At 42.3% G+C, this 5,135-nt stretch carries 4 protein-coding genes and 1 pseudogene; all 5 read right to left on the reverse strand.

Annotated features, from left to right (window positions below):
* Positions 1-810, reverse strand: an 810-nt coding sequence (locus tag AC3LHT_RS06180; RefSeq protein ID WP_488662292.1) for a D-ribose ABC transporter substrate-binding protein, incomplete at its 3' end; no start/stop codon positions are given.
* A gap of 38 nt (positions 811-848) precedes the next feature.
* A complete protein-coding gene (locus tag AC3LHT_RS06185; protein WP_488662293.1) occupies positions 849-1,778 on the reverse strand; it encodes an ABC transporter permease in 930 nt (309 codons plus the stop codon).
* Positions 1,778-3,271 (reverse strand): sugar ABC transporter ATP-binding protein, encoded by a 1,494-nt coding sequence (locus AC3LHT_RS06190; RefSeq protein ID WP_488662294.1) that lies wholly within the window; start codon positions 3,269-3,271, stop codon positions 1,778-1,780. The genes AC3LHT_RS06185 and AC3LHT_RS06190 overlap by 1 nt, the downstream gene beginning before the upstream one ends.
* On the reverse strand, positions 3,264-4,256 hold the full coding sequence (locus AC3LHT_RS06195; protein ID WP_290666701.1) for a LacI family DNA-binding transcriptional regulator: 993 nt from the start codon (positions 4,254-4,256) through the stop codon (positions 3,264-3,266). Before AC3LHT_RS06195 ends, AC3LHT_RS06190 begins: the two co-directional genes overlap by 8 nt.
* 114 nt (positions 4,257-4,370) lie before the next feature.
* Positions 4,371-5,135, reverse strand: a pseudogene (locus AC3LHT_RS06200) (hypothetical protein); the annotation flags it as partial.

The following is a 5,135-nucleotide window of genomic DNA, read 5'->3' on the forward strand; positions in this document are numbered from 1 at the left end:
AAAAGCTTTTTGAACAGCGAGTTCCCCCATCTTGTAAGGTTGCTGGGCTATTGTTGCGGTCATTTCTCCTTTTTGTACCGCTGCAACGGCATCATCAATGGCGTCGAACCCTACCACGATGATTTTGTCCAGAAGCCCGGCACTTTTGATAGCTTCAATTGCTCCCAGGGCCATTTCATCATTCTGGGCAAAAACTGCGTCGATATCTGGATGGGCTTCGAGTATGTTCTCCATAACTGTAAGGCCTTCAGCACGATTGAAATTCGCCGTTTGTTTCGCTACAAGCTTTATTCCGGGGTAATTAGCTATGGCTTCTTCAAAGCCTGCTCCACGGTCTCTCGCAGCGGATGTCCCAACGATACCTTCCAGTTCTACTACGTTTCCTTCACCCTTGAGAAGGCTTGCTACCAATTCGCCAGCCATCCTTCCGCCCGCGACGTTATCGGAGGCGATATGGCATACAACCAGCCCACCATTGGAAGCCCTATCTACTGTAATTACGGGTATGAAAGCGTCATTTGCTTCTTCCACAGCTGTAACTATTGCATCGCTGTCTGTGGGGTTGATGATAATCAGGTTCAACCTCTGTTGTATGAAGTCTTCGATATCACTGAGCTGTTTCGCAGGGTTATCCTGGGCATCCGCAACGATCAGTTCCACACCAAGCTTGTTTGCCATGTCTTGTGCGCCATCTCTGAGAGTTACGAAGAAAGGATTGTTAAGTGTCGACAAAGAAAGCCCTATCCGGTAATTAGCCGCTAGTGCGAAAACAGAAATTACCAATACTGCAATTAAAAGGATCTTTTTCATAGTGTTCCCTCCCCTTCAAAATTGGGGCTAAGCCCCATTTATTCCGAACGTTCAGCCATTACTGCCAAAAGAATAACAGCACCTTTAACCGCTTGCTGGTAAAAAGGCGAAACATTAACCAGATTCATGCCGTTGTTGATTACTCCCATTACCATAGCTCCAAAAAGCGTTCCAATAATAGTTCCTTTACCCCCTGATAAGCTGGTTCCCACCAATACCACAGCGGCTATGGCATCCAGCTCATATCCAGTTCCAAAAATAGGCTGGGCGCTGTTGAGCCTTGCGGTTAAGATGAGGGCACTAAGTGCAGAGAGTAAGCCGCTTATAGTGTAAATCGTGACCTTGTATCTTATTACTTTAATGCCACTCAATCTGGTGGCTTCCTCGTTTCCACCTATGGAGTATGTATAAAGACCAAGCTTTGTATTTGAGAGTATGTACAGCGAGATGAAAAATACCGCGAACATGATATAAATTGGAACCGGAACGCTGAACAGCTCTCCTCTTCCAATTTCCCTGAAAGTTGAAGGGAGCCCTGTTATGGGCCGGCCCTGTGTATAAACCTGGGTAAAGCTACGGGCAATAGCCATTGTAGCCAGTGGGACGATAAAAGGTTGAAGTTTGAGTTTGGCGATAATAGCCCCGTTGAAAGCCCCCATGGCAGCCCCTACACCCAGCGCGGCCAGAGAACCCAGAAAAACATTTCCGCCTTTTATAATCGAAGCTCCAACCACTGCTGCCAGGGCAAACACTGACCCAACTGATAGGTCTATTCCACCGGAGAGTATAACAAAAGTCATTCCAAATGCGATTATGGCGTTAATAGAGATTTGTCTGAAAACATTCAAGAAATTCGATAAGGTGAAAAACCTGTTGGTGAGAATGCTGAACAATACCACAACTCCTATAAAGCCAAGAATTATGGGAAATTTCCTCAAAAGATTCAAGAATTTTTTAAGCAAAATCATCAACCTCCCATAGCAGCAGCCATAATGTTTTCCTGATTTATGTTTTCGCCCTCAAGAATGGCTTTTTGTACACCTCTATGCATAACCAAAACCCTATCGCTCATGCTCACAATTTCTGGAAGTTCGGAAGAGATCATTATTATTCCAACTCCCTGATTTGCAAGCTCATTCATGAGCTTGTAAACTTCTACCTTTGCACCAACATCTATACCCCTTGTTGGTTCTGCAAATATGATCAATTTTGGTTTTCTAACAAGCCCTTTTGCCAAAACTACTTTCTGCTGATTGCCACCTGAGAGATTTTCCACTTTTTGACTTAACGTAGGGGTCTTTATGTTGAGCTTTTTGACAAGGTTTCCGGAAATTTTACGTCCTTCTTTCCATCTGATGTGACCGAGCTTTGTGATGAATTTTGTGTTGGGCAAAACGATATTCTTTGTGACGCTCAGCAGCAAAACAAGTCCCTGGCTCTTTCTGTCTTCAGGAATCAACAGAACACCTCTTTCGAGGGAAACGTCGGGTCTTGTAGGTAAAGAAACCCTCTCACCATCCAGCAAGGCCTTTTTGGCATGAGCCTTGATGCCTCCATAAATCGCGAGTGCAACTTCGCTCTTCCCGCAACCAACAAGGCCAGCAATGCCAAGAATTTCACCTTTTTTCACGTTAAAAGAGAGTCTATTCACATATCCAGGCACTGAAAGCTCCTCAACTTCAAAAGCGTTGACATCAGTGACCGTGTTTTCCTTTGGATACATATCTGATATGGTTCTACCCACAACATCTGATATGAGGCGGTTCTTGTCATATTGATCGATTTTCCCGGTGGAAATGAGCTTCCCATCTCTGAGCACAGTAACTGAATCTGCGATCTCAAATACTTCTTCAAGCCTGTGAGAGATGAAAATTATTGAAACCCCCTGCTCTTTAAGCCCTCTCATGAGAGAAAAGAGCTGCTTGGCCTCATGTTCCGTGATAGTAGCTGTTGGCTCATCCATAACGATTACTTTTGCGTTGGTAGCCATGGCTTTTGCTATTTCAACCAGTTGCTTTTCGGATACGTTGAGATTCTTTACTTTCTCACTCGCAGAAATTGGAAAGTTCAATTTGCTCAGAAGCTTTTCAGCCCTTTCAATGAGTACTTTCTTTCCAAGGTTCCACCAGTTTCTGTTTTCCTTTCCCAAATATATATTCTCGGCAACACTCAGCTCCTCAACTAAATTTAGCTCCTGATATATAACCGAAATACCCTTTTCAATAGCGTGAATTGGATTGGAAAAGGCAACATATTCCCCATCGAGAAAGATTTTTCCTTCGTCGGGCTTATGAACACCGCTTAAAATCTTTATCAAAGTTGATTTCCCTGCACCGTTTTCACCTACAAGGGCGTGAATTTCCTCTTTTTTCATGCTGAAGTTTACTTTATCCAATGCAAGAACTCCGGGGAACTTCTTGGTAATCCCCTCCATCTTCAAAATAACCCCAGGTTCATCCACGAGAACTCCCCCTAATTACCAATTCGGTTTTTAGCAAAATGCTATTTCGCTTTTTATAATTCAGATCTTCTATCAACAATTGAGCAGCAACTCTTCCCATCATGTAATAATCTTGTCTCACAGTTGTTAGTGGAGGATTTGTCATCTTTGAAAAAAGCACGTCATCAAAACCTGTAACAGATACATCATTTGGTATCTTATAATGCAATTTTTGCAGTTCAGTTAGGACTCCGAACGCTATCATATCATTGCCGCAAACAATGGCATCGGGAATTTTTCTGAGCTTTCTGAGCATTTCTATTCCACTGCTAAAAGTATATGTACCAAGGAGAATTTCATACTCCACTTTTTCCTTTTCCTGAACCATCACATCTCTAAAGGCTTGTAAGCGCTCTTTACCAGAGTATGTATGCGGATCACCGCTGAGAAAGGCGAAGGACCTGTGATTGGTATCGAGAAGATACTGCATGAGTTTTTTCATACCCGAATAATTATCAGAAGCCACTGATGAAATATTCTTTTGGTTTATTATGTCATCGATAACGACAACAGGAACGCTTAATTTCTCAATCCTTTCAAGATAGGGGTTCTGAGATTCCAGGGGAACGGTCATCAATCCATCGACTTTATGGGAATAAAGCACATTTAAGAGTTCATCTTCTCTTTCAGCCTTTCCAGCCGAACTACAAAGCAAGATAGTATAACCATACTTCCTGAGAAAATTCTCTGCACCTTTCACAATTGCTGAAAAGAAGGGATTTTCAATATCAGGAATAAGAAAACCTATGGTATTTGTCTTTCCTTTTCGCAGGCCTCTGGCGATTCGATTTGGTTGATAACCCAACTTACCAGCAGCTTTCAAAACCCTTTCAGAGAGTTCTGGGCTTACATAGGAATTACCGTTTAATACTCTTGAGACTGTTGCAATAGAAACCCCTGCAATCCGGGCAATGTCCTTAATTCCGGGATGCTTTTGCACTTTCATACCTCCAGTAAACGTTTACGTAAACGTTTACATAAACAATTAAAGCATAGAAGTATTATAAAATCAAAGAATAAATATCTTAATTAAACTGAGCTGTGAGAAACTTACACGTATCTATCTATGGTTATATGCGTTAAGCTCCTCGGGAGGCTCATATCTTTTTGCGAGAATAACCAGAAGCTGGTGGAACTTTTCGCATTCAGTTTTTGAAGGTGACCTACCTGCGTATTTTGTTCTTACGTAAATTTCAGTTAGCTCTTCAAAGGTAGTCTCTCCCTTTTCCAGAGTGAGAAGTTCATAAGGAGTGAGGTGGTGCAAAGTAGAAAAATATTTTCTTCTCAGCCACCAATAGGCAGCGAGTATATAAGACCTTGAAATGCGTAAATCGGGTAACTTATCCAGCGGCAAGAGCTCGATTTCTTCCGGTATTTCCTTGGTTTTTGCTTTTTCCTCCGGCGCTTTGTCAGCAACCTTTTTCATCAGCTTAATCAAGGCTAAAGCTGTAAAAACAACTATGCTGGAAGCGGCTATCAAGAGTATCCATTCAATACTCATACTAAAAAAACCGTTGACTATCTTTGCTGGAGCTGTCGAAGATGCTGTCTCAGAAATAACGCCCGGAATGGTACCACCGACTTTTCCAGAAAATTGGGGACCTATACCCGTACCCGAAGTGATTGGTTTATTTTCAGTCTGGTTAAGGAACATAAATATCGAGCTAGAACCAGCTATTACAATGGCAAAAATCGCTGTCCCCAGAAGGAGGATTTTAAGGTAGCCGCTGAAAGCCTTTACTTTGACAATCATGAACAGCATGGAGATAGCTCCAATTACAAGAAGAAAATTCAATAAAAAATCAGGAATAAACAACAATTTACC

The sequence above is a fragment of the Kosmotoga sp. genome, from assembly GCF_982836095.1.

What these genes read in the sequence shown, in the direction of transcription:
- AC3LHT_RS06185 (WP_488662293.1), bottom strand. Translation starts at nt 1,778, where the DNA reads ATGATTTTGCTTAAAAAATTCTTGAATCTTTTGAGGAAATTTCCCATA.
- AC3LHT_RS06195 (WP_290666701.1), bottom strand. Translation starts at nt 4,256, where the DNA reads ATGAAAGTGCAAAAGCATCCCGGAATTAAGGACATTGCCCGGATTGCA.